We start from the raw sequence: 21,764 nt of genomic DNA, 5'->3' as shown, positions 1-21,764 counted from the left end.
ACACACGCCTAGCCTCCCGTCCCGGGCATCCAGGGGGAGACGGGGCATGAGCGAAACGGGCGGCACCCAACTCGCGCCGGTTACCGGGCAATCGCGCATCGACGTGATCGACATGCTGCGCGGTTTCGCCATCCTCGGCATCTTCTTCATGAACATCCCCTACATGGCGACGCGGCTGGCGGACCTGTTCGTCGATCCGCGCAGCGTCGGCTCGACGCCGCTCGATCAGGCGAGCTGGACGGCGGTGCAGGTGGTGCTGGAAGGCACGCAGCGCGGCATGCTGGAGCTGTTGTTCGGCGCGGGGCTGATGGTGCTCGCCCGCCGCGCGATGGAGCCAGACGGGCCGGTGGCGGTCGCCGATCTCTATGCGCGGCGCAACCTGTGGCTGCTCGCCTTCGGCCTGTTCGACATCTTCGTGCTGCTGTGGGCGGGCGACATCCTGCACGTCTATGCGCTGGCCGCGCTGTTCCTGTTCCCGTTCCGCAAGCTGGGGCCGAAGCTGTTGCTGGGGCTGGGGCTGGCGTTCGCCGCCTATGTCCTCGTCTCCGGCGGCATCCGCTATGCCGAACGTGCCGACCTGATGGCGCGCACCGTCGCCGCCCAGAAGCTGCAGGCCGAGGGCAAGGCGCTGAGCGAGAAGGACAGGAAGGCGTTGACCGACTGGCAGAAGTCGGTCGAGCGCCGCCGCACCGGGGGCGAGGAGATCGCGGGGCTGCGAAAGCAGGAGGAACAGTCGCGCACCGGGCTCCTGGCCTATGCCGGATATAATATCGGCACCTGGATCACCTTCGTCGCCCCGTCGCTGATCGATACCGTGCCGGAGGCGTTCTGCATGATGCTGATCGGGCTGGCGCTGTTCAAATGGGGGGTGATCCAGGGCGGGCGCAGCACGCGCTTCTATCTGTTGCTGATGCTCGCCTGCTATGCGGCCGGCATGCCGCTGCGGTGGATCGGCGCGCAGGAGGCACTGACGATGCTGCCGCTGCCGCGCAGCTTCTGGATGACCACGGAGATCGCGCGGATCGCGGTGTCGATTGGCCATGTCGCGCTGATCAACCTGCTGGTCCGCGCCGCCGCGGGGAGGCTGTTGCTCGCTCCGTTCAAGGCGGCAGGGCGCATGGCCTTCTCGCTCTACTTCCTCCAGACGATCCTGGGCATGTGGATCCTGTTCGCGCCCTGGGGTCCGGGGCTGTGGGGCAAGCTCGGCTGGGCCGAGCTCTACGGCATCGTGCTCGCCGCGATCGCCGCGCAGCTCGTGCTGGCGAACCTGTGGCTGCGCTTCTTCGCCAGCGGCCCGCTGGAATGGCTGTGGCGCAGCCTGGCCTATGTCCAGCGCCAGCCGTTCCGGCGGCCGTCGCAAAATCATCTCGCAACTGCAACATAAGAGTCCCCGGCCGGTCGCCGCGGAGTCGCCGATCGCGCCTAGCGGCCCCCTCAACCACCAAAGGGGGATCGCATCCATGAAGTCCGTATTGCTCGCCACCGTGGCCGCCGCCGCGCTGGCTCTTCCCGCGCATGCCCAGGAAGCCCAGGAAGATAGCGGCGAGATCGTCGTCACCGGCCAGCGTGCGCAGCAGGAGCGCGCGATCGACCTGAAGCGCGACGCGATCGGCGTGATCGACGTCGCCGCGGCGGACGAGATCGGCCGCCTGCCGGATCGCAACGTGGCCGAGGTGGTGGAGCGCCTGCCGGGCGTGGGCGTCACCTATGATCAGGGCGAGGGCCGCTATGTCGCCGTGCGCGGCGTGCCTTCCGACCTCAACAACTACACCGTCAACGGCATCGAGGTGGGCAATCCGGACGGCACCACGCGCTCGCTGCCGCTCGACGTCATCTCCGGCCAGCTCCTCAACCGCGTCGAGATCGCCAAGGCGAAGACCGCGGACATGGACGGCCAGGGCATCGGCGGTTCGATCAACCTGGTCACCCAGACCGCGTTCGATTTCGACAAGCCGTTCAACCTGCTGCTCAACGGCCAGGTCGGCTATCAGGAGCTGAACAAGAAGGCGCCCGTGCGCGGCGACGCCAGCGTTGCGGGCCGCTTCGGCAGCGACGAGCAGTTCGGCCTGATGCTGGGCATGAGCTATTCGGATCGCACCTACGCCAGCTACGGCCTCTATCCGGACGATTGGCGCACGGTCGCGGGCGCGGCGCGCGGCGGCCTGCCGACCAACATCAAGTATACGGACTACAGCCTGCACCGTGAGCGCATCGGCGCCACCGGGTCGCTCGACTGGCGCCCGTCGGACGATCATCAGTTCTATGTCCGCGGCATCTGGTCGAAGTTCACCGAGGACGAGTACCGCCAGCGCTACCGGCTCGATTTCGCCACCGCCGCGCTGGTCGGCACCCCGGCCTTCACGATGAACCCGGACGGGCTGACCGGCACCGTCACCGGGACGGCGAACGTCGGCACCGGCGCGGGCACCGGCCCGGAACGCCGCCAGGACCTGCGCCAGGAATATAAGGAGAAGTCGATCCTGGCCGGCATGGTGGGCGGCTCCAGCACGTTCGGCGCGATCAAGGCCGACTGGACCATCGCCCGCGTCCACAACGAGGTCTATGAGCCGAACCAGCTCTGGCAGTTCCGCTGCAACCCCGGCACGGTCGACTTCGATTTCACCGAAAAGGTGTTCTCCGCCAAGCCGCGCACCGAATGCGCGACCTCGCAGCTCAACTTCCGCCAGTATACCGAGCAGCTCGAAAGCGGCGAGGAAGACATCTGGCAGGGCCGCCTCGACCTCACCTGGACGCTCGACGGGCTGGATGCGGGCAGCTTCGTAAAGGCCGGCGCCAAGTTCCGCGCGACCGACAAGAGCTTCGACGCCGCCAACGATACCTGGACGCGCGGCAGTTCCGCCAACCGCTTCACGCTCCAGCAGTTCGGCCTCGCGGGCGATACGGTCAGCGTCTATCCGCGCAACGGCGACACGCCGTACAGCAACGGCCCGACGATCGATATCGACGCGATCCGCACCTTCACCGCCGCCAACCTTTCCAGCGCGATGTTCGTGAAGGACGCGGCGACCTCGCTGTCGAACGCCACGCTCAACGATATGAACATCGATGAGGACGTGACCGCGCTCTACGCGATGGCCAACCTGCGCTTCGGCGTGGTCACCGTCACCCCGGGCCTGCGGTACGAGCATACCGGCGGCACGATCACCGGCTTCCGCCTGGAAACGCCGCTGGGCGGTTCGGCCAGCGTGGTGCCGGACAGCCGCGACATCGGCTATAACGATTGGCTGCCCAGCCTGATCGTCCGCGTCGACGCCACGCCGGAAGTGGTGGTGCGCCTGGCCTATACCAAGAGCATGGGCCGCCCCAACTACAACCAGCTCAGCCCCGGCGGCAACCTCAGCTACGAACCCGGCACGCTGCCCGGCACGTTCGAGGGCAGCTATTCGGCCGGCAACCCGGATCTGAAGCCCTATCGCGCGCACAATCTGGACGGCAGCCTGGAATGGTATTTCCAGCGCGGCGGCTTGGTCAGCATCGGCGCCTTCGCGAAGTTCATCGACAACCCGATCTTCACCAACGCCTATTCGATGACCAATGTGACCTTCGCCGGCCGCCAGTACGACGTCCTGGGCTTCTCCCAGCCGCTGAACGCCGACAAGGGCGAGATCTACGGCATCGAGGTCGCCTATCAGCAGCAGTTCACCTTCCTGCCGGGCCTTCTCTCTGGCTTCGGCGTGGAGCTGAACGCGACGCTGACCGATTCGTCGCTGGACCTGCCCAACGGCCGTTCCTCGACCTTCCCCAGCCAGTCGAAGTATCTCTACGGCGCCCAGCTCTTCTACCAGAAGGGCATCGTCGAGGCTTCGGTCGCCTATCACAACACCGGCTATTCGCTGCTGTCGGTGGCGGTGGCGGGCACCGCCGAGCAGGATCAGTATAACGACGACCTGCGCCGGCTGGACGCCAAGTTCAGCATCGCCGTGCTGCCCAACGTCACGCTCTTCGCCGAGGCGCAGAACCTGACCGACGAGCCGACCCGCCAGTATCAGTGGAACCGCGATCACACCGGCTGGGTCACCCAGAACGAACGCTATGGCCGGACCTTCTACGCCGGCGTATCGGCGAAGTTCTGATGCTGCTCGCCGCGCTGATCCTGCTGCTCGCCCCCGCCCAGGCGGAGCCCTCCGGCCCCGCCGCGGTGGAGGAGCAGCGGATCGGCGCGCCCGAGGCGAACCAGGGCGTGGTGGCGGACGCCCGCTATCTCTACGCCATCGACAACGCCCGGATCGCCAAGATCGACCGCCGCACCGGCAAGGTTGCGGCGCGCTGGCAGGGTGATCCGCGGCGCTACAAGCATATGAACAGTTGCACGCTCCATGCGCGGCGGCTGGTGTGCGCGGCGTCCAACTATCCCGACGTGCCGATGGCGAGCTCGGTCGAGACCTTCGACGCCGATACGCTGCGGCCCGTTTCCTCGCGCAGCCTGGGGCCGGGCAGGGGATCGCTCACCTGGCTGACCTGGCACGACGGAAGCTGGTGGGCCTGTTTCGCCAATTACGAGGGCAAGGGCGGCGAGCCCGGCCGCGACAATCGCTGGACCACGCTGGTCCGCTATTCGGCCGATTTCGCCGAGCAGGGCGCCTGGATCTTCCCGCCCGAGGTGCTGGCCCGCATGGCGCCCAAGAGCGCGTCGGGCGGCGACTGGAACCGCGACGGCTATCTCTACGTCACCGGCCACGACCGTCCGGAGATGTATGTGCTGAAGCTTCCCCAGGCCGGACCGGTGCTGGAGCTGGTGACAACCATCGCCGTGCCTGTCGAGGGGCAGGCGATCGCCTGGGACCCGGTCGATCCGCGCCTGTTGTGGGGCATCTCGCGCGGGAAGGCCGAAATGGTCGCCGCCCGCGTGCCCGTGGTGACGGCGCGCTGAACCCCTTGTCCTGCCCCGGCCGGGGGGCGGGATGACGCGGCACGGCCGCTTGGTTCTGGCGTCCGCCCGTTCGCCCCGCTAGAGCGCACCCCACCATGCTATCGCTGCAAGACATCACCGTCCGCCTGGGCGGGCGCACGATCATCGATCGCGCCAGCGCCGCGCTCCCCCCGCGCGGCCGGATCGGGCTGATCGGGCGCAACGGCGCGGGCAAGTCCACGCTGCTCAAGGTCATCACCGAACAGATCGAGCCGGACACGGGCGGCGTGGAGATGCCGCGCAACACCCGCCTGGGCTATATCGCGCAGGAGGCGCCCGGCGGCGACATCACCCCGATCGAAAGCGTGCTGGCGGCCGATACCGAGCGCGCCGCGCTGATGGCCGAGGCCGAGACCTGCGAGGACCCGGAGCGGCTGGGCCATATCTATGAGCGGCTGAACGACATCGACGCCTATTCGGCCCCGGCGCGCGCGGCGCGCATCCTGGTGGGCCTCGGCTTCGACGAGGAGATGCAGCAGCGGCCGATGGAGAGCTTCTCGGGCGGCTGGCGGATGCGCGTGGCGCTCGCTTCGCTGCTGTTCTCCGCGCCGGACATGCTGCTGCTCGACGAGCCTTCGAACCACCTCGATCTCGAAGCGGTGCTGTGGCTTGAGGATTTCCTGAAATCCTATCCCGCGACGATCCTGCTGGTCAGCCACGAACGCGACTTCCTCAACAATGTCGTCGATCACATCCTCCACCTCGATCGCGGCAAGCTGACGCTCTATCCGGGCGGCTATGATGCGTTCGAGAGCCAGCGCGCCGAGCGCCAGGCGCAACAGGCGGCGGCGCGCGAGAAGCAGATGGCCGAACGCGCCAAGCTGCAGGACTATATCGCGCGCAATTCCGCCCGCGCCTCCACCGCGAAGCAGGCGCAGTCGCGCGTCAAGATGCTGGCGAAGATGCAGCCGATCGCGGCCGTGCTGGAAGATCCCTCGCTCAGCTTCGACTTTCCCAATCCGGAGGAGCTGCGCCCGCCGCTGATCACGCTCGACATGGCGTCGGTGGGCTATGGCGACACGCCGATCCTGCGGCGGCTGAACCTGCGGCTCGATCCCGACGATCGCATCGCGCTGCTCGGCCGGAACGGCAACGGTAAGACCACCTTCGCCCGCCTGCTCGCCGCGCAACTGGCGCCGATGGAAGGCGAGATGAACGCCTCCTCACGCATGAAGGTCGGCTATTTCACCCAATATCAGGTGGAGGAGCTGGATCGCGAGGACACACCGCTGGACCACATGGCCCGGCTGATGAGCGATGCGAAGCCGGCGGCGGTGCGCGGCCAGCTCGGCCGGTTCGGCTTTTCGGGCGACAAGGCGACGACCAAGGTCGGCAAGCTTTCGGGCGGCGAGCGCGCGCGGCTGGCGCTGGCGCTGATCACGCGCGACGCGCCGCACATGCTGATCCTGGACGAGCCGACCAACCACCTGGACGTGGATGCGCGCGAGGCGCTGGTGCAGGCGCTGAACGCCTATACCGGCGCGGTGCTGATCATCAGCCACGACCGGCACATGGTGGAAATGACCGCGGACCGGCTGGTGCTGGTCGACAACGGCACCGCGAAGGATTTCGACGGCAGCATGGAGGATTATGTCGCCTTCGTGCTGGCGAAGGACGCCGGCGGGGGCAAGCAGACAAAGGCCCAGAAGCAGGAGGCCAAGCGCAGGGAGGCCGAGGAGCGCGAGGCCGCGGCGGCTCTGCGCAAGGCGGCCAAGGCGGCCGAGAGCGAACTCGCCAAGCTGACCGAGAAGCGCAGCGCGATCGACCGGGCGATGTTCGATCCCGCCACGGCCACGCCCGATCTTGCGAAGCTGACGATGACCGAGCTGATGAAGCGCCGCGCCGATCTGGAGAAGAAGATCGAGGCCGCCGAGACGACCTGGATGGAAGCCAGCGAGGCGCTGGAGCGGCTGGCGGCGTAGGGCGTCGCGCCGGCGCCGCCTGAACAGGACAGGCTCCAGGCCGTTCGCCCTGCGCTTTCCGACGGGCGAACGGGTCAGATGAAACGCACCCGGCTTTAGCGCCTGAGGTCTTTCCGCGGCCTTCGCCGGGGAAAATGATCAATCGAACTTCGGATCGCCTCCGCAGAATGTCCGATGCGCATCAAGGTAGCGTTTCTCAAGCTCGACAAGCATGCTGAACATTCTTCTGGAAACGTCGGCATAGAATGTCTCGCCGTGCTCATCCGCAAGATCCCATCCGTCGCGCGCGTCGACCTGGGCGAGCCGGGTATAGCCGATCGCGTTTTTCAGGTGGGCGCACCCCTCTTCCTGCGTCGCGGCGGTCTTGGCGGCGCCTTCCTCAGCCTTCATCTTGTCCAGATAGCCCTGCCGGCGGTCGACCAGCACATTATATTCCTTTTTCCAGGCCTCCGAATCCTGGGGGGCGGGGGAGGGGGCGAGCATCGCCAGCAGTATGATCGGCAGTATCATGGCGCCCTCCTAATCGGGTCCGGCGTCGTGGGAAATCCGGATTTTGAATGGCCTTCGCGCCGGGCGGGCGTGCTGGGCAGGCGCGCTGCGGCGCTATGCCTGCGGGGGGCGCTCTGCTAGGCGCGCGGCGATCTCTTGGCATTGGGAAGCGGCATCGCCACCTGAGGGCCGGATAACGGAAGGAATATCATGGGCTATCGGGTGGTTGTCGCGGGCGCGACGGGCAATGTCGGGCGCGAGATGCTGAACATCCTCGCCGAGCGCGAATTCCCCGCGGACGAGATCGCCGTGGTCGCCAGCGCGCGATCGACCGGCGACGAGATCGAGTTCGGCGAGACCGGGCGGATGCTGAAGGTCCGCAATATCGAGCATTTCGATCCCGCCGGCTGGGATATCGCGCTGTTCGCCATCGGGTCCGAGGCGACGAAGATCTATGCGCCAAAATTCGCCGCGGCCGGATGCGTCGTGATCGACAACAGCTCGCTCTACCGCATGGACCCGGACGTGCCGCTGATCGTGCCCGAAGTGAACCCGGAAGCGATCGACGGCTACAAGCGCAAGAACATCATCGCCAACCCCAATTGCTCCACCGCCCAGATGGTGGTGGCGCTGAAGCCGCTGCACGACGCGGCGAGGATCAAGCGCGTGGTGGTGGCGACCTATCAGTCGGTCTCCGGCGCGGGCAAGGCGGGGATGGACGAGCTGTTCGAGCAGAGCCGCAACATCTTCGTCGGCGATCCGGCCGAGCCGCAGAAGTTCACCAAGCAGATCGCATTCAACGTCATCCCCCATATCGACAGCTTCCTCGACGACGGATCGACGAAGGAGGAATGGAAGATGGTGGTGGAGACCAAGAAGATCCTGGGTTCGAAGATCAAGGTGATCGCCACCTGCGTCCGCGTGCCCGTGTTCGTCGGCCATTCGGAGGCGATCAATATCGAGTTCGAGGACGAGATCAGCGCGAAGAAGGCCCAGTCGATCCTGCGCGAGGCGCCCGGCGTGATGCTGGTCGACAAGCGTGAGGACGGCGGATACGTCACCCCCGTCGAATGCGTCGGCGAATATGCCACCTATGTCAGCCGCGTGCGCGAGGACCCGACGGTGGACAACGGCCTGGCGCTGTGGTGCGTGTCGGACAATCTGCGCAAGGGCGCCGCGCTGAACGCGGTCCAGATCGCCGAGCTGCTCGGCCGGCGGCATCTGAAGAAGGCGGACTGAGCGGGATCGCAGGCACGGGGACGCCCCGATCCGGGCGTATGCCCCCTGCGCGCGGCCTGGGACGGCTCGCCGCGATGGCGCTGCCTGGCCGATCCCAGGGCCTCAATGCCCCGCGGCGGCGGGATCGTTGGCGATCGGCGTCTTGGGACGGCGCAGGAGCAGCACGAGCGGGATCGATAGCGCGGTGACGATCATCATCGCCTTGAAATCGTTCAGGTAGCCGATCATCGCCGCCTGCTGGTTCACGATCGCGTCGGCCATCGCCATGATCGAATCGCCCGTCGGCCCCATCATCCGCAACAGGTTCGGATCGAAGCCGTCGAGGCCCGGCGCGGTGAGGTGGGGCACCAGGTCCGCATGGCTCGTCTGGATGCTGCGCGCCAGCACCGTGGTGCACAGCGAGATGCCCACCGACGCCCCGATGTTGCGCGACAGGTTGAGCAGGCTGGCGCCTTCCGTGCGATATTTGGGGGGCAGGGTGGCGAAGGCCATGCCGTTCAGCGGCATGAACACCAGCCCCATGCCCAGCCCCTGGATGAAGCCCGAGAAGATGAACGGCCAGGAGTTCATCTCGATCGTCCAGTGCGTCATCTCGTACAGCGACCAGGCCGCCATGCTGAGCCCCACGCCCACCACCCAGCGCGCGTCCACCCCGCGCATCACCAATTGGGCGGAAACGAACATGGTGATCAGCACGCCCAGCCCGCGCGGCATCAGCAGCAGGCCCGTATCCAGCACCGAATAGCCGTACAGCGTCTGCAGCATCGGCGGCAGCAGTGCCATCGTGGCCATCATCACCACGCCGATCACCTGCATGAAGCCGATCGCGGTGATCAGGTTGCGGTTCTTCCACAGCTCGCGCTCGAACATCGGGTTCCTGGCGGTGGCCATATGCACCGCGAACATCCACAGCGCGATTGCGGCCACCAGCGCCTCGATCCAGATCTCGGTCGATCCGAACCAGTCCTCGCCCTGGCCACGGTCGAGCATGAGCTGGAGCGCGGCGATGCCCAGCGAGAACAGCGCGAAGCCGAACAGGTCGAACTGCCGCTTTCGTATCGGCCGCGACGGCAGCAGCGCCCACAGCACCGCGAAGCAGAACACCCCGATCGGCAGGTTGACGTAGAACACCCAGCGCCAGTCGAAATTCTCGGTCAGCCATCCGCCCAGCACGGGGCCGAGGATCGGGCCGATCATGATGCCCATGCCCCAGATCGACATCGCCTGCGCCTGGCGTTCGGGCGGGTTGATGTCGAGCATCACCGTCTGGCTCAGCGGGTTCATGAACGCGGCCGACACGCCCTGGAGGATGCGGAACAGCACCATCTCCGCCAGGCTGGTCGCCATGCCGCACAGCGCGGAGGCGAGGACAAAGCCGACCACGGAGATCAGGAACAGGTTGCGTGATCCGATCCTGTCGGAAAGCCAGCCGGTGATCGGGATCGCGATCGCGGTGGCGATGATATAGCTGGTGAGGACCCAGGTTATGGTGTCCGCGGTCGCCCCCAGCGCGGTCTGCATGTGCGGCAGCGCGACATTGGCGATCGTGGTGTCCAGGATCTGCATGATCGTGGCCAGCATCACGCCCAGCGTCAGCAGCGCGCGGTTCCTGACGGGCAGCGCCGCCACACCGGGCCGTGGCGGCGCGGGCGGGGCGGCTTCTGCCGGGGTGCTGGGGCTGGCGCTCGCCATCGCTACGCTCTTTCTACGCCGCCGCCCGCGCCGGTGCGGCGCGGGGGCGGTTCACTTGCACATCTTGGTGAAGTCGACCGTCACATGGCTGGAAAGCCCGGCGATGAGCTGGCGCGGGCTCGCCTGGTCCAGCACGATGCGCACGGGCACGCGCTGCGTCACCTTCACCCAGTTGCCGTTGGCGTTCTGCGCCGGCAGCACGGAGGTTTCGCTGCCCGTAAGCGCGCCGATCGAGGCGACATGGCCGTTCAGCTTAAGCCCGGGATAGGCATCCAGCTTCACGGTGGCACACTGGCCCACGCGCATCTCGTCCAGGTCGGTCTCCTTGAAATTGGCCTCGACCCAGGATCCGCCGTTGGCCACCAGCGTCAGCGCGGGCAGGCCGGTCATCATCATCTGGCCCACCAGCAGCCGGTCTGCCTGGCTGACGGTGCCGGCGGCGGGCGCGCGGACTTCGGTGCGGGAAAGGTCCCATACGGCCTTGTCGCGCTGGGCGCGGGCGGCGGCGATGGCGGGGTTCTCGCCCGGCACGGCGGCGCCCGTCGCTAGCTTCGATCGCGCTTCGGCCGCGCTCGCCTGGGCGCTTTCCAGCGAGGCGCGCGCCTGCTCCAGCGCGTGCTGCGCGTCCTCCACCCGCGCGCGGGTGGTGAAGCCGCGCTTCAGCAGTTCGGACTGGCGGGCATAGTCTTGCTCGGCGGCCACGATGCGGTCTCGCGCGGCCTGGATGTCGGCGCCGGTGCCGGCATAGCTGGCCCGCAGCGTCTGGAGCTGCACCTGCGCGCCCGCGATCGCGGCCTCCGCCTGGGAGAGGGCGATGCGATAAGGCTCCGGATCGATGCGGAACAGCAGGTCGCCCGCCTTCACCTCCTGGTTCTCGCGCACGGCCACCTCGACGATCCGTCCGCTGACGTCGCTGGAGACCGAGACCTTGTCCTGCTGGACATAGGCATTGTCGGTCGAGACGCTGCCGCCGGAGGTCATCCAGATCGTGCCGGCCACCGCCAGCACCACCGCGGGCACCCCGAACATCAGCGCGGGACGAACCCAGCGGCGGCGCGGCTTCGCGTCGGCGTCCGCGCCCGGCAGCGGGGCGGGGGCCTCGATTTCGATGGCGGCTTCGGGCTTGGTCATCTTGGGGTCCGCATCAGCCATTGATCGCCTCCGAGCCCTGGGGGGCTTCTCGAATCACATTGGCGCGAACCCGCGCCAGCAGTGCCAGCAATTGATCGCGCTCGCCATGCGAAAGCCCTGCCAGCGCCTGCTCGTTCATTTCGACGCCCAGCCCGCGCAGCTTGTCCAGCAGCGGATGCGAGGCTTCGGTCAGGTAGATGCGCCAGGCGCGGCGATCGGCCGGATCGGCCCTGCGCTCGACCAGCCCGGCCTCCTCCAGCCGGTCGATCATGCGGCACAGCGTGATCGGCTCCACCTCCAGCAGGTCGGCCAGGCCGCCCTGGTTGATGCCCTCGTTACGCGAAAGCATGAACAGCGTGTGCCATTGCGCGCGCGTTACCCCGATCGCGCGTGCGCGCAGATCGAACCCGCGCCGCATCAGCCGCGAAAGCTCGGTTAGCGTAAAGCCGAAGGTATCAGTCATGGCGGGGCATATAATAAGCATGCATATGAATTGCAATGCGCAACCTATGGTGCAATGCGAAAACGCGCGCAAGCCGGGAAAGTTGCGGATGGCGGGGCTCGGGCCTAGGAGGGGCGCATGGCCCAGGAGATGACCGGCGGCTGCCAATGCGGGCGCATCCGCTATCGCGTGTCGATCGACAGCGACGACGCCTATCTGTGCCATTGCCGCATGTGCCAGCGCGCCACGGGCGGCGTCTCGATCGCGTTCAAGAACGTGCCGGTTGCGGCCGTGGCCTGGGAGCGTGAGCCGGACCACTACGCCTCGTCGCCGATCGCGGCGCGCGGCTTCTGCCGCGAATGCGGCACGCCGCTGACGTTCGCCTATCCGGACAGCGGCAAGATAGACCTGACCGTGGGCAGCTTCGACGATCCGTCGCGCTTCCGCCCGATCCATCATTTCGGCGCGGAGAGCCTGCACGAAGCGTGGATCGACACTTCCGCGGTGCCGCGGCACCGCTGCGACAGTTATGACAAGCTCAACGAACGCTGGATCGAGGCCGTTGGCAAAATTCCCGACTGAGACGCATCGCTTCACCAGCTTCGACGGCACCCAGCTCGCGTGGCACGAGATGGGGGAGGGGCGGCCCGTGGTGCTGATCCACGGATATTTCTCAAACGCCTTCGTCAACTGGCTGCGCTATGGCCATGCCGAACAGGTCGCCGATCGCGGCTTCCGCGTGATCATGCCCGATCTGCGCGCGCACGGCGAAAGCGCCAGGCCGCACGACGCGGCCAGCTATCCGCCCGATGTGCTGATGCGCGACGGCATGGCGCTGATCGAACATCTCGGCCTCACCGACTATGACCTGGGCGGCTATTCGCTCGGCGCGCGGACCAGCGTGCGGATGCTGGCGAACGGCGCCGCGCCGCGCCGCGTGGTGCTCTCCGGCATGGGGCTACGCGGACTGATCCATACGGAGGGGCGGGGCGGATATTTCCGGCGCGTGCTCACCGGCCTGGGCAGCTTCCAGCGCGGCTCGTCCGAATGGATGACCGAGGCGTTCCTGAAGACCACAAAGGGCGATCCCCAGGCGCTGATCCATATCCTCGACACCTTCGTCGATACCCCGCGCGAGACGGTGGCGGCGATCGCCGCGCCGGTGCTCGTGGTGTGCGGGGCGGAGGATCAGGACAACGGGCCGGCGGGCGAGCTGGCCGCGCTGCTGCCCGATGCGACGCTGGTGGAGGTGCCGGGCAACCATATGAGCTCCGTCACCCGGCCCGAACTGGGCCGCGCGATCGCCGATTTCCTCGCCGCTTGACCGGCGGCGCCCCGGCGCGCAGTCTCCGTCCATCCCGAAATCGAGTTCGAGGCTTTCTTCATGATCCGTATCGGCACTTCGATGCTCGCGCTCGCCGCGATGCTCGCGCTTCCGTCCGTTTCCGTTCCCGCCGCCGCCCAGACCGGCAAGGCCAAGGCCAAGCCCGCCGCCGCGGCCGCCGCCCAGGAGCCGACCGCGGCCGAGGCGGACGCCTTCGTCGCCCGGGCGGAGAAGGAATTCTATGAATTCAACCTAGAGGCGGGCAGGGTCGCCTGGATCAACGCGACCTTCATCACCGACGATACCGACGCGCTGGTCGCCGCCTATGGCGCGCGCGGGACGGAGATGGCGGTGAAGTTCGCGCTGGAGGCCGCCAAGTACCAGAACGTCAAGGACCTCTCGCCCGATACCAAGCGCAAGCTCGACATCCTGCGCAGCGCGATTGTGCTGCCCGCGCCCACGCGGCCCGGCGCGGCGGGTGAGCTTTCGGAGATCGCGACGCGCATCGGATCGATGTACGGCAAGGGCCGGGGCACGCTGCGCGGCAAGGAGATCAGCGGCAGCGACATCGAGGCGGAGATGGGGACCAACCGCAACCCCGCCGAGCTGAAGGAGATGTGGATCAGTTGGCACAACAACGTCGGCGCGCCGATGCGCGCGGACTATGCCAAGATGGTCGGCATCGCCAATGAGGGCGCGGGCGAGCTGGGCTTCAAGGATGTCGGCGCGATGTGGCGTTCCGGCTATGACATGCCCGCCGACGAGTTCGCCGCGCTCACCGACAAGCTGTGGCTTGAGGTGAAGCCGCTGTACGATTCGCTCCACCGCTATGTGCGCATGAAGCTCAACCAGAAGTACGGCAGCGCGGTGCAGCCCGCCAGCGGCCCGATCCGTGCCGATCTGCTCGGCAATATGTGGGCGCAGGAATGGGGCAACATCTACGACATCGTCGCGCCCCCCGGATCGGGCGACCTGGGCTTCGATGTCGGCGAGCTGCTCCAGCAGAAGGGCTATGACCATCTCAAGATGGTGAAGGCGGGCGAGAATTTCTATTCGTCGCTCGGTTTCGCGGGCCTGCCCGACACCTTCTGGACCCGCTCGCAGTTCCTGAAGCCGCGCGACCGCGAGGTCCAGTGCCACGCCTCCGCCTGGGATCTGGACGACAAGGACGATCTGCGCATCAAAATGTGCATCAAGGTGAATTCGGACGATTTCGTCACGATCCACCATGAGCTGGGCCACAATTACTATCAGCGCGCCTACAAGGATCAGCCGTTGCTCTATCGCACCGGCGCGAACGATGGTTTCCACGAGGCGATCGGCGATTTCATCGCGCTTTCGATCACGCCGGAATATCTGGTGCAGATCGGCCTGCTCGATCCGTCGAAGGTGCCCAGCGCCGACAAGGACATCGGCCTGCTGCTGCGCCAGGCGATGGACAAGGTGGCGTTCCTGCCCTTCGGCCTGCTGATGGACAAGTGGCGCTGGGGCGTCTTTTCGGGCGAGACCAAGACGGACAATTACAATTCCGCCTGGAACGCGCTGCGCCTGCGGTATCAGGGCATCACCCCGCCCGAGCCGCGCGGCGAGGACAAGTTCGATCCGGGCGCGAAATACCATATTCCCAACAACGTGCCCTACACGCGCTATTTCCTCGCGCGGATCCTGCAGTTCCAGTTCTACAAGGCCGCGTGCGAGCAGGCGGGCTGGAAGGGGCCGCTCCACCGCTGTTCCTTCTTCGGCAACAAGGAAGTCGGCACCAAGCTGAACGCGATGCTGGCGATGGGCGCGTCCAAGCCCTGGCCCGACGCGCTGGAGGCCTTCACCGGCACGCGCGAGATATCGGGCAAGGCGCTGGTCGAATATTTCGGCCCGCTGAAGGACTGGCTCGACGAGCAGACGAAGGGCCAGCCCGAGGGCTGGTAAGGGTCGGCGCGGGATACAGAGGGAAATACTGGATGATCAGATACGCACTCGCATTGGCGTTGCTGGCTGCGCCCGCCACCGCTTTCGCGCAGGCCAACCCAGGGCCGGTCACGGTGGAAATCGTGGCAAACGGACAAGTGACGGTGCCCGCGCAGCGCTTCCGCTTCTCGGTCAAGCTGACCGCGAAGGGCAAGGACGAGGCGGCGGCATCTGCGGTGCTGGCGGCGAACCGCGCCAAGCTGGTTCAGTCGCTGGCTGCGCTGAACATCCGTGAAGCGCGACCGCTGGCTGGCCCGCCCAGGTCGCTGGCCGGCCTGATCTCGAGCTTTGGGACGCGCAGCAAGCCGAACGTCACGCTCGACATGGTGAGCGAAATATCGAGCGATACGACGGGCGAGGAGGAGAGCGCGGCGCCCGGATATATTGCGACTGAGGAAGTGACGTTCGACGCCACGAGCCGCGCCGCGATTTCGGGTGCGGAGGCCGCGGTGAAGGCCAGCGGCGGCGCGACGGAGAAGACCGTGCTTGCGCTGCTCGACGACTATGTCGGCCCGATGCGCAAGGCCAAGGCCGACGCGATCGCCAAGGCTCAGGACGAGGCGAACGCTTATGCCGTGACCCTGGGGCTTCGCCGCGCGACCGTCGTCAAGATCAGCGAGCGCCAGGATTTCGTGGCTGCAACAACGAGCATCTTCATGGAGTTTATGAGCTTCATGACGAATGTCGCCGCCCCGGGACCTGCTTCGGACGAGACGGTGGTACCAGTCAGCTTGGTCGTCGAATTTCAGCTGACGCGATAAGCTAGGCCTCCCTTACCGGAACGGCGGCTCGTTGAACGCGCGCAGCTTGCGGCTGTGCAGCTTCGCGCCCTCGCGGCGCAGCTCCTCCACCGCCTCGATACCGATCTTCAGATGCTCGGCGATGGCGCGCTCGTAGAAGCGGTTGGCCTGGCCGGGCAGCTTCAGCTCGCCGTGCAGCGGCTTGTCCGACACGCACAGCAACGTGCCATAGGGCACGCGGAAGCGATATCCCTGCGCCGCCAGCGTCGCGCTCTCCATGTCCACGCCCACCGCGCGGCTGAGCGAGAAGCGCAGCGAGGAGCGCGAGATCTGCAGCTCCCAGTTGCGGTCGTCGGTGGTCACGATCGTGCCGGTACGCAGCCGCCGCTTCAGCTCGTCGCCCGACTGACCCGAAACCACTTCCGCCGCCCGCGCCAGCGCGAGCTGCACCTCGGCGATCGCCGGGATCGGGATTTCGGGCGGCAGCACGTCGTCCAGCACATGATCGTCGCGCAGATAGGCGTGGGCCAGCACATAGTCGCCGATCCGCTGGCTGGGGCGCAGCCCGCCGCAATGGCCGATCATCAGCCACGCCTCGGGCCGCAGCACCGCCATGTGATCGGTGATCGTCTTGGCGTTGGAAGGGCCGACGCCGATGTTGACGAGCGTGATGCCCGTGCGGCCCGGCGCCATCAGGTGCCATGCCGGCATCTGGTGGCGGCGCCAGGCGCTGTCGGTCAGCAGCTTGTCCGGATCGTCGCCGTCCTCGATCACGATCCCGCCGGGGCCGGATACCGCGGTGAAGCGGCTGTCCGGGCCAAGCTGGGTACAGGCCCAGCGGACGAATTCGTCGACATAGCGGTGATAGTTGGTGAACAGGATATATTGCTGCACATGCTCGGTCGCGGTGCCGGTGTAGTGGCGCAGCCGCGCGAGGCTGAAATCGGTGCGCAGCCCGTCGAACAGCGCCAGCGGGCGGCTCTCGTCGGGGGATATCCACAACCCGTCGGCGATCTCGTCGCCGATATGCGCCAGCTCGGTCGCGGGGAAATGGCGGGCCAGGTCCATCACCGAAACCTGCTCCAGACTCAGCGCATGGCCGGGATCGAGCACATAGGGGAAGGGGATCTCCTGCCGCCCCGGCTGGGCCATGACGCGCACGTCATAGTCCTCGATCAGGAAGGTGAGCTGCTCGATCAGATATTCCGCGAACATCGCCGGCTTGGTCACGGTGATGCGGTATTCGCCCGGATCGGTCAGTCGGCCGAAGGAGCGCATCGGCGCCTGCTGCTCGTTCACGCCGCCGCGATAGGACAGGCGGATTTCGGGATAGGCGAAGGACCCGTCGTTGCGCGATTGCGGATCGGGCGGGGTGCCGTCGGTCAGGTAGCGCTCGATGGCTGCCTGCAGGCGCTCGACGGAGGCGCGATAGAGCCGGTCCAGCTCTTCTACGATTTGGGAAGCTTGAGTCATCTTCGGCGGCTAAGCCATAGGGGCGATTCTGGCAAGCCGCCAATGCCGCGAGCGTAACGAAACGCCGCGTGTAACGGCCGGAAATCCTCCCCCAGTTGACCGGGGGAGGAACCGGATGTCCGCGCGCAGAGGTGCCGCGACCGGGAGATCAGCCCTTGTCGGCCTCGTCGTCGCCGCCCAGCAGCTTGCTGGCCGCGAACACCGCGCCGCCGATCGCGGCCGCCGCGCCCGCAGCGATCGCCGCGGATGCCACCGGATGCTCCTTCACGGTTTCCACCGTGGCTTCGAAAGCGTCCTCGATGGCTTCCTGGGCCTGTTCCAGGAACGATTTGGGCTCTTCCGCCTCGGGCTTGGGGGCGGGGGTCTCGGAACCGGGGGTATCGGTGACCATGTGCAGTCCTCCTATGCTTTGATGACCAACTCCGGCGGGCGCCGCCGGTTCCTGATCGCCGGCCGGTTCGTGGCGCCGGTCCGCCGGGGGGCCGGCGCCAAGGCCCGGATCAGAGCGATTCGAGCATATATTCGGCGGTGCTCACCTTGAACTCGCCAGGGCCTTCGACGTTGAGCTGCTTTACCACGCCGTCGGCGATCACCGCCGAGAAGCGCTTGCCGCGCACGCCCAGGCCGAAACCGCTGCCGTCCATCTCCAGGCCCAGCGCCTTGGCGAAATCGCCGTTGCCGTCGGCCAGCATCGTCACGCTGTCGCCCACATCGCTCGCCTTGGCCCAGGCGGTCATCACAAAGGCGTCGTTCACCGCGGTGCAGGCGATCTCGTCGATGCCCTTGGCCTTCAGCTCGGCGGCCTTCTCGACGAAGCCGGGCAGGTGCTTGGCGGAGCAGGTGGGGGTGAAGGCGCCGGGGACGGAGAACAGCGCGATCGTGCGGCCGGCGAAATAATCCTCGCTCTGCACGGGCTCGGTCCCGCCCGGGGTGACCTTGAACAGCTTGGTATTGGGAACGCGGTCACCGGCCTGGATCGTCATGGGGGTCCTCCTCCTGGAATAGTCCCGCACCAATTGGCGTTGCCGCCGCCATTTTCAAGCGTGGCGAAGGCGGCCTGGCGCAGATATGTTGCAACAGGATGGATTCGCCCCAGTTCCTTACCGGCCAGTTCCTGCTCGCGATGCCGGGAATCGGCGATCCGCGCTTCGAACGCGCGGTGATCGCGATGTGCGCCCATGATAGCGAGGGCGCGCTGGGAATCGGCATCGGCGAGACGATCGAGGGGCTGGGGCTGCACGATTTGCTGCGCCAGTTCGATATCGCGCCGGGCGACGTGCCCGATGTGGACGTGCATTTCGGCGGCCCGGTGGAGCCGCGGCGCGGCTTCGTGATCCATTCCACCGATTGGGGCGGACAGGATACGATCGACGTCGCGGGCCGCTGGTCGCTTTCGGGCACGATCGACGTGCTGAAGGCGATCGCGGAGGGCGCCGGCCCCGCGCAATGGCTGGTCGCGCTCGGCTATGCCGGCTGGGGCGAGGGGCAGCTCGACAGCGAACTGACGCGCCACGGCTGGTTCAACACGCCGGGCGATACGGAACTGCTCTACGGGGTTGCGGCCGAAGACCGCTGGGAACGCGCCTTCGCCGCCGCTGGCATCGATCCACGCCTGCTTTCGAACAGCACCGGCCGGGCCTGAGCGCGGCGCAGGTACGGCGCCATGACCGGCCACCCGCTTGATCGCCCCGCCTGGAGCGCGCTGACCGGCCGCCAGTCGCCGCTGGCGGAGGGCGGCCCGCTCGCCGTGCGGATGCGCCGCGACCATGGGCTGTTCGGCGCGGCTGCGGATGGATCGGCCGCGTCCCAGGCCGCGCTCGCCGCGCTGATGCCGGAGGAGGGCGAACTGTGGCTCGTCGAGTCCGGGCCGGTGCCGCCGCTGCCCGGAACGGTGGTGGCGCGCGCGGCGATGCTGCACCAGATGACGCTTGCGGAGCTGACGCCTGCGCCGCCGCCCGCCTTCGCGATCGCGCCGCTGGGGGAGGGGGACGCGGCGGAGATGTTCGCGCTGGCCATGCTCACCCGTCCCGGCCCCTATGCCGCCTGCACCCACCGGCTGGGCGATTTCCATGGCGTGCGGGTGGACGGGCGGCTGGTGGCGATGGCGGGCGAACGGCTCAAGCCCGCGGGCTTCACCGAGGTGAGCGGCGTCTGCACCCATCCCGATTGGCGCGGGCGCGGCTATGCCGGGGCGCTGATGCGGCGCGTGATCGCCGGCATCCTGGCGCGCGGCGAGACGCCCTTTCTCCACAGCTACGCCAGCAACGCGGGCGCCATCGCGCTCTATGAATCGCTCGGCTTCCGCTTCCGCGCGGAGATATTGGCGACGGTGTTGGTGCGCGGCTGAGATTCGGGCGATTGCGGGCGAAGAGCCCGCGCCCTAGGCTCCCGGCCATGCCGCCGCCAACCCGACGCACCCTGTTGACCGGCGCCGCGCTGGCCGCCGCAACCGCCGCCGCTGCGGTGCCCGCCGGGGCGGCCCCGGGCGGCAGCGAGGTTCCGCTCGTCATCGCCAGCCGCGCGGCGGCCATGGAGGCCGCGATCGCCGATACGGCGATGGTCGTGCTCTGCCTGGGCTATGAGGTGCCGGGCGACGGCGGCCAGGCGCTGTACCGGCGCGCGGGGGGCGAACTGTCGCATCGCGGCGGCTTCCGCTCGCGCGACGGCGGCTGGTGGGAGCTCGCGGAGCCTGATCTCAATCCGTTCCAGTTCGGCGCGCGCGGCGACGGCAGCCATGACGATGCGCCCGCGATCCAGGCGATGTTCGATTTCGTGGAGGCGCGCGGGCGGCCTTATCCGATGCGCTTCCTGGGCGGCACCTTCCGGCTGGAGGCGGGGTTGCGGCTCCCCACGGTGCCATCTTCGGCGGCGGTCGATATCGATGGCGGCGGCGCCACGCTGCGCATCGCCGGTCCGGGCGTGATCTTCGCGCGGCTGCCGCGCGACCAGGCCGACGCGATGGTGACGATCGGGCGCTCGCGCTACGATATCCGCAACTTCCATTTCCGCGGCACCGGCGCCGCGGGCCAGACCGGCATCCACATCGGCGCATCCTATGCCAATGTCGTGCGGGGGTGCAGCTTCGCCCAGCTCGAATATGGCGCGATCGCCACCTTCTGCCTGGCCAGCGCCTGGCGCGACAATCTCTATCAGGGCTGTTTCGCCCGCGCGCTGGTGCTCCAGACGGGGGCGGGGAGCGATCACGGCCCGGTGTGGCCCGGCGCGACCGAGAGCAACTCCGCCAGCAACGTCAGCACGATCGAGAATTGCCGGGTTTACGGCCACCCCCGCCAGCGCTCGGCCTTCGCGGTGTTCGGATCGGATGCGGTGCGCGTCACCGGCTGCATCTCGGAAGGTGACGGCGCGGCGACGGACCTGGTTTTCGACTTCCAGGGGTCGCCCGTGGTCAAGAACTTCCACGTCGACATGTTCCATTGCGAGGCGCCGCGCGGGACCCTGAATTTCCAGATCCGCGCGACCGGCAAGGTGGTGATCGAGCGGGTCGTGCGCTCCTATGCCGCGGCGCTGATAGACGCGCGCGGATGCACCAATTGCGAGATCATCGTGCGCGGGCTGGCCTGGCTGGGGGGGCTTCCCGAACCCCGCGCCGATGGGCCAAACCCCCGTGGACGCTGGTTTTTCCACGCCAACGGCAAGGGTTTCGGCGCGGGGGATGAGGGCGGGCTTTCGGGCGGGACCTGCTTCCGGTTCGAGGATTGCGTGGAGGAGGCCTGGGCCGCGCTCTCCAATCCGGCGCGCTGGGAAAGCGGCCGCCTGCCCGAGGTGCTGACCGTCACCGGCCTGCGCAACAATGGCCGCGGCACGATGTTCTGGTCCAGCGCGCCCATGGAGATGCTGTCTCCCCTGGCGTTCGCCGACGGCACGCGGATCAACGGGATGCTCAACGGCGTGGTTGCTGCGCCGCCGGTCCCGGTCCCGCCGCAGGGAGGGGTCAGCCTCCGCCTGCCGGTCACGGGCCTGGATGCAGAGGGCCATGTCGTCTTCGCGAACCCCGTGGCGGCGCAGGAGCTTCCGCCCGCGCTCGCCTGGACGGCGCATCCCGAAGGGGCGGGAGTGCTGGTGCTGCGTCTCACCAATGCGGGCGCCCGGCCGATCGAACTGCCTGCCACCAACTGGCGCTATTGCGCGATGCGGCGGGGCTGAGGAGTACATATAAAGATATCTTTATGTTTCGATTGCCAATCGCCGTCCCAGCCGTTACTGCACGTGCGAAGGCCGGGTGATTCCCGGCGTCCCCCGTTCACGCATCTGGAGAAGCGTAAGTGGCTACCGTGCTCGACACCCCTGATTACATCGTGAAGGATCTTGGACTTGCGGCATTTGGTCGCAAGGAGATCGAGATTGCGGAGACGGAGATGCCGGGTTTGATGGCGCTTCGCGAGGAGTTTGGTGCGGG

Annotated in this window: 20 protein-coding genes; 13 read left to right on the top strand and 7 right to left on the bottom strand. The window is 67.5% G+C overall.

Annotated elements, in window-relative coordinates; all coding sequences use genetic code 11:
- The first annotated feature begins 46 nt into the window (after nucleotides 1–46).
- The 4 genes from OM513_RS15910 to OM513_RS15895 all read left to right on the top strand — a co-directional run bounded on the left by OM513_RS15910 (nucleotide 47) and on the right by OM513_RS15895 (nucleotide 6,852).
- A complete protein-coding gene (locus OM513_RS15910; protein WP_264945580.1) occupies nucleotides 47–1,384 on the top strand; it encodes a DUF418 domain-containing protein in 1,338 nt (445 codons plus the stop codon).
- A 76-nt stretch (nucleotides 1,385–1,460) separates the two neighbouring features.
- Entirely contained in the window at nucleotides 1,461–4,094 is a 2,634-nt protein-coding gene (locus tag OM513_RS15905; protein ID WP_264945579.1) for a TonB-dependent receptor, read from the top strand.
- A complete protein-coding gene (locus OM513_RS15900; RefSeq protein WP_264945578.1) occupies nucleotides 4,094–4,891 on the top strand; it encodes a hypothetical protein in 798 nt (265 codons plus the stop codon). Before OM513_RS15905 ends, OM513_RS15900 begins: the two co-directional genes overlap by 1 nt.
- A gap of 95 nt (nucleotides 4,892–4,986) precedes the next feature.
- Complete coding sequence (locus OM513_RS15895) at nucleotides 4,987–6,852, top strand: ABC-F family ATP-binding cassette domain-containing protein (RefSeq protein ID WP_264945577.1); 1,866 nt, start codon at nucleotides 4,987–4,989, stop codon at nucleotides 6,850–6,852.
- 138 nt (nucleotides 6,853–6,990) lie between these two features.
- Here OM513_RS15895 and OM513_RS15890 read toward each other — a convergent pair whose 3' ends face one another.
- Complete coding sequence (locus tag OM513_RS15890) at nucleotides 6,991–7,362, bottom strand: hypothetical protein (protein WP_264945575.1); 372 nt, start codon at nucleotides 7,360–7,362, stop codon at nucleotides 6,991–6,993.
- Nucleotides 7,363–7,551: 189 nt separating this feature from the next.
- On the opposite strand from OM513_RS15890, the gene OM513_RS15885 reads away from it, so the two are divergent.
- Nucleotides 7,552–8,580 (top strand): aspartate-semialdehyde dehydrogenase, encoded by a 1,029-nt coding sequence (locus OM513_RS15885; RefSeq protein WP_264945574.1) that lies wholly within the window; start codon nucleotides 7,552–7,554, stop codon nucleotides 8,578–8,580.
- A gap of 102 nt (nucleotides 8,581–8,682) precedes the next feature.
- Here OM513_RS15885 and OM513_RS15880 read toward each other — a convergent pair whose 3' ends face one another.
- Genes OM513_RS15880 through OM513_RS15870 form a run of 3 tightly spaced genes read right to left on the bottom strand, consistent with a single transcriptional unit; the run spans nucleotide 8,683 to nucleotide 11,866 of the window.
- Nucleotides 8,683–10,272: a DHA2 family efflux MFS transporter permease subunit gene (locus OM513_RS15880; RefSeq protein WP_264945573.1), complete on the bottom strand. Its 1,590-nt coding sequence runs from the start codon at nucleotides 10,270–10,272 to the stop codon at nucleotides 8,683–8,685.
- Between the two features lie 51 nt (nucleotides 10,273–10,323).
- Nucleotides 10,324–11,424 carry an HlyD family secretion protein gene (locus OM513_RS15875; RefSeq protein WP_264945572.1) on the bottom strand — a complete coding sequence of 367 codons (1,101 nt, stop codon included), beginning with the start codon at nucleotides 11,422–11,424 and terminating at the stop codon, nucleotides 10,324–10,326.
- Complete coding sequence (locus OM513_RS15870) at nucleotides 11,417–11,866, bottom strand: MarR family winged helix-turn-helix transcriptional regulator (protein ID WP_264945571.1); 450 nt, start codon at nucleotides 11,864–11,866, stop codon at nucleotides 11,417–11,419. Before OM513_RS15870 ends, OM513_RS15875 begins: the two co-directional genes overlap by 8 nt.
- Before the next feature lie 117 nt (nucleotides 11,867–11,983).
- On the opposite strand from OM513_RS15870, the gene OM513_RS15865 reads away from it, so the two are divergent.
- Genes OM513_RS15865 through OM513_RS15850 form a run of 4 tightly spaced genes read left to right on the top strand, consistent with a single transcriptional unit; the run spans nucleotide 11,984 to nucleotide 15,895 of the window.
- The gene (locus OM513_RS15865; protein ID WP_264945570.1) at nucleotides 11,984–12,427 is read left to right on the top strand and encodes a GFA family protein; all 444 of its coding nucleotides are present in this window, start codon (nucleotides 11,984–11,986) and stop codon (nucleotides 12,425–12,427) included.
- On the top strand, nucleotides 12,408–13,169 hold the full coding sequence (locus tag OM513_RS15860) for an alpha/beta fold hydrolase (RefSeq protein WP_380916358.1): 762 nt from the start codon (nucleotides 12,408–12,410) through the stop codon (nucleotides 13,167–13,169). Before OM513_RS15865 ends, OM513_RS15860 begins: the two co-directional genes overlap by 20 nt.
- 60 nt (nucleotides 13,170–13,229) lie before the next feature.
- A complete protein-coding gene (locus OM513_RS15855) occupies nucleotides 13,230–15,095 on the top strand; it encodes a M2 family metallopeptidase (RefSeq protein WP_264945569.1) in 1,866 nt (621 codons plus the stop codon).
- A 32-nt stretch (nucleotides 15,096–15,127) separates the two neighbouring features.
- The gene (locus OM513_RS15850; protein ID WP_264945568.1) at nucleotides 15,128–15,895 is read left to right on the top strand and encodes an SIMPL domain-containing protein; all 768 of its coding nucleotides are present in this window, start codon (nucleotides 15,128–15,130) and stop codon (nucleotides 15,893–15,895) included.
- A gap of 12 nt (nucleotides 15,896–15,907) precedes the next feature.
- Here the strand turns inward: OM513_RS15850 and OM513_RS15845 are convergent, their stop codons facing one another.
- The 3 genes from OM513_RS15845 to OM513_RS15835 all read right to left on the bottom strand — a co-directional run bounded on the left by OM513_RS15845 (nucleotide 15,908) and on the right by OM513_RS15835 (nucleotide 18,330).
- Nucleotides 15,908–17,347: an AMP nucleosidase gene (locus tag OM513_RS15845; protein ID WP_264945567.1), complete on the bottom strand. Its 1,440-nt coding sequence runs from the start codon at nucleotides 17,345–17,347 to the stop codon at nucleotides 15,908–15,910.
- Nucleotides 17,348–17,495: 148 nt separating this feature from the next.
- A complete protein-coding gene (locus OM513_RS15840; protein WP_264945566.1) occupies nucleotides 17,496–17,738 on the bottom strand; it encodes a hypothetical protein in 243 nt (80 codons plus the stop codon).
- A gap of 109 nt (nucleotides 17,739–17,847) precedes the next feature.
- On the bottom strand, nucleotides 17,848–18,330 hold the full coding sequence (locus OM513_RS15835; protein ID WP_264945564.1) for a peroxiredoxin: 483 nt from the start codon (nucleotides 18,328–18,330) through the stop codon (nucleotides 17,848–17,850).
- Nucleotides 18,331–18,428: 98 nt separating this feature from the next.
- On the opposite strand from OM513_RS15835, the gene OM513_RS15830 reads away from it, so the two are divergent.
- The 4 genes from OM513_RS15830 to OM513_RS15815 all read left to right on the top strand — a co-directional run.
- Complete coding sequence (locus tag OM513_RS15830) at nucleotides 18,429–18,989, top strand: YqgE/AlgH family protein (RefSeq protein WP_264945563.1); 561 nt, start codon at nucleotides 18,429–18,431, stop codon at nucleotides 18,987–18,989.
- 21 nt (nucleotides 18,990–19,010) lie between these two features.
- A complete protein-coding gene (locus tag OM513_RS15825) occupies nucleotides 19,011–19,694 on the top strand; it encodes a GNAT family N-acetyltransferase (RefSeq protein ID WP_264945561.1) in 684 nt (227 codons plus the stop codon).
- Nucleotides 19,695–19,741: 47 nt separating this feature from the next.
- Entirely contained in the window at nucleotides 19,742–21,511 is a 1,770-nt protein-coding gene (locus OM513_RS15820; protein WP_264945559.1) for a hypothetical protein, read from the top strand.
- A gap of 119 nt (nucleotides 21,512–21,630) precedes the next feature.
- Nucleotides 21,631–21,764, top strand: a 134-nt coding sequence (locus tag OM513_RS15815; RefSeq protein WP_264945785.1) for an adenosylhomocysteinase, incomplete at its 3' end; no start/stop codon positions are given.

The organism is Sphingomonas canadensis (assembly GCF_026013525.1).
GTDB lineage: Bacteria > Pseudomonadota > Alphaproteobacteria > Sphingomonadales > Sphingomonadaceae > Sphingomonas > Sphingomonas canadensis.
The sequence above is the reverse complement of the archived record's forward strand: the minus strand, read 5'-3'. Positions and strand labels throughout refer to the sequence as shown.